2 protein-coding genes are annotated in these 2,913 nt (G+C 36.3%); one reads left to right on the plus strand and one right to left on the minus strand.

Annotated features, from left to right (window positions below; genetic code table 11):
- Nucleotides 1–1,416, plus strand: a 1,416-nt coding sequence (locus tag GSY74_RS04175; protein WP_164663850.1) for a long-chain-fatty-acid--CoA ligase, incomplete at its 5' end; no start/stop codon positions are given.
- On the opposite strand, the gene GSY74_RS04180 is transcribed toward GSY74_RS04175, so the two are convergent.
- The coding region (locus tag GSY74_RS04180) for an EAL domain-containing protein (RefSeq protein ID WP_164663851.1) at nt 1,413–2,913 on the minus strand (1,501 nt) is incomplete at its 5' end. The genes GSY74_RS04175 and GSY74_RS04180 overlap by 4 nt on opposite strands.

Raw genomic sequence — 2,913 nt, forward strand, 5'->3', positions numbered from 1 at the left:
AAAAAGAGTGATACACTTGCAGGTTTTTTAGCTAACAGTGGTGTAGGCAGAGGTGATAAGGTAGCTCTATTTATGCGAAATTCAGCCGAGTTTATCTATGCTATTTTTGCTATCTCTAAACTGGGGGCTGTATCGGTTCCTATCAATACCTTTCTAAAAGAGGGGGAACTTAGTTATATACTAGAGGATTCAGGAGCAAAGGTTCTTATTAGCTCTATGGTGCATGAGAAAGTATGCAGACACGAAGAGGCACAACAGCATATAGAGCTAACTATTTGGGAGGGTGAAGCTACAGAGTATAACACTCGTCATGTACCTTTTGCACAGGCGATGAGCTTCCCTGACTCTGCTGAAGATAGTAGCACAGAGATAGATGAACTGGCTGTGATTATCTACACTTCAGGAACCACAGGCAAACCAAAAGGTGCAATGTTGAGCTATAGAAATATCTTCTCCAATGCCTATGGTGGGATTAACCATCTAAACATTAGAACCAAAGATAGATTTATAGTATTTCTGCCAATGTTTCACTCATTTACCTTCTCTATCGGTGTGATTTTACCACTCTATCTTGGCTCCTCTATGGTGGTTATCCCGTCACTCAAACCATTTAGCAATATCTTCAAACAGGTACTTCTCAAACGAGTTACCATATTCTTGGGAATCCCTGATGTCTACAATGCACTGGTCAAAGCCAAACTGCCTTGGTACTTTATGTGGTTTAACAATGTGCGAGGATTTGTATCAGGTGCCGCCGCTCTACAACCAAAAACGCTAGATGGGATGCAAAAGAAGTTCAAACGAGCAGTTCTGTTAGAGGGCTATGGTCTAAGCGAAGCCTCCCCTGCTGTCTGTATCAATCCTCTCTCTTTGCAAAAAGCAAAGTCAGTAGGAACTGCTTTTTCTCACTATGAGATGAAGATAGTGGATGAGAAGATGGTAGAGATTTCAAGAGGAGAGGTAGGAGACATCATCGTCAAGGGTGACAATATCATGATGGGCTATCTAAACCGCCCAGAGGCTACAGAGGAGACAGTTATCAACGGTTGGCTTCTGACAGGTGATATGGGATATATGGATGAGGATGATTATCTCTTTATTGTTGATAGAAAAAAAGATTTGATTATCTCCAAAGGGATTAATATCTATCCACGAGAGATAGAAGAGGTTATCGATGGTTTTGCAGGCGTGGCATCATCTGCTGTTATTGGTATAGTCGATGAGAAGAGTGGTGAGATACCTATTGCATATATTGAGCTAGATGAGGGTGTGGAGTCTGTAGATGAGTCTAAACTCAAAAAGTATCTGCGAGATAATTTGGCGAACTATAAAGTGCCAAAACAGTTACATTTTATAGATGAGCTTCCTAAAAATGCTACTGGGAAGGTTTTGAAACGAGAGCTTAAGAAGTGCTAAATATAAGCCTGTAATATATCAGGCTTTCCAAAGTAGTACCCTTGCGAATAGTCTACCCCCATTTGGCATATAATATCATAAATCTCCTCACTCTCTACATACTCAGCTATAGTTTGAAGATTCTCCTTTTTTGCAAAAGAGACAATAGCCTCAACAATAGAGTATGCAAACTTATCCGTTGAAAGATTCCTAATAAGTCTACCATCTATTTTTAAAAAATTTGGTTTATACTCTAGTACTCTCTCAAAGTTTGAGTAACCTACCCCAAAGTCATCTATTGCGACTTTAACGCCTAATGATTTAATCTCTTTTATAAAATTTCTAATAAGATTAAAATCACTAATATCTTCATCTTCTACCAGCTCCAATGTCACTCTATGAGCATCTAATTTATTCTCTTTTAAGAGAAAAATAAACCTCTCTCTGGTCTCAGTTTTCTCAATATCAAGTGCTGAAAAATTAATAGAGATACTCGCCCCTGTCTCATGAAGGGCTTTAAATGAATTTTCCAAAACCATAAAGGTAATTTGAGAATAGTACTTCCCTTTTTTGGATACTTCCAAAAAGTGATAAGGTGAGACTATATTGCTATTGTCATCTATAAGTCTTACGAGTGATTCATACTTCTCTATTTTTTTTGTTCTGTTATTGACAATAGGTTGAAAATATGAGACTATATTATAAGAATCAATTGCTCTTTTTATCATCTTAAATGTCTCTATATTCCTTTTTGATCTCTCTTGACTCTCTCTATATATACCATTTGCTACTATAAAGTTTTGCTTTGTCTTAAGAAGCTCTTTCAAACCAATTTTAGCATCCCACAAAGCATCTCTACCATAAGCAAGACTAATAACAATTGATAAGTCATAATCAATATGTCTCATATTGATTTTTGCATAGTTGACCCTCTCTTGAAACTCTTTTACTCTTTTGATTATATCATCTGTCTTGTGGATACAAGCACTTTTGTCTTTGGCAATAGCAAACTCACCATCTTCAAGTAGATATATTTTGAAAAAATTACACTCTTGTGGTAGAAGGTCAAAAAGTTTTCCTGCAAACTCTTCTTGTATCTCTTCATTTAACTCTCTGTCCAAAAAACAGCTAAGATATTTAATATCTTCTATCTTTATCAGAACAACAAGAGACTCATCCATGGGTTTTAGAAAATCCATAAGCTGTTTTTGGGGGTTAATAATATCTGTAATAAGTGTTCTAGATGCGATAAACTCCTCTATCTTACCATCAAGATTAAAAATCGGTTGGATTATCGCTTTAACATAATATAATTTACCATCTTTGGTTCTATTTTTTACTATACCCTGCCATCTTTTTTTTCTCTTTTTTATCGTATCCCACATATCTAAAAAAAACTCTTTGGGTACATCTGGACTTCGTATGATATTGTGGCTTTTTCCTATTAGCTCATCTCTACTAAAACCTGATACTCTACAAAACTCATCATTAACATAGGTTATAACACCCGATATATCG

The sequence above is a fragment of the Sulfurovum sp. bin170 genome (assembly GCF_010892395.1).
Lineage (GTDB): Bacteria > Campylobacterota > Campylobacteria > Campylobacterales > Sulfurovaceae > UBA1140.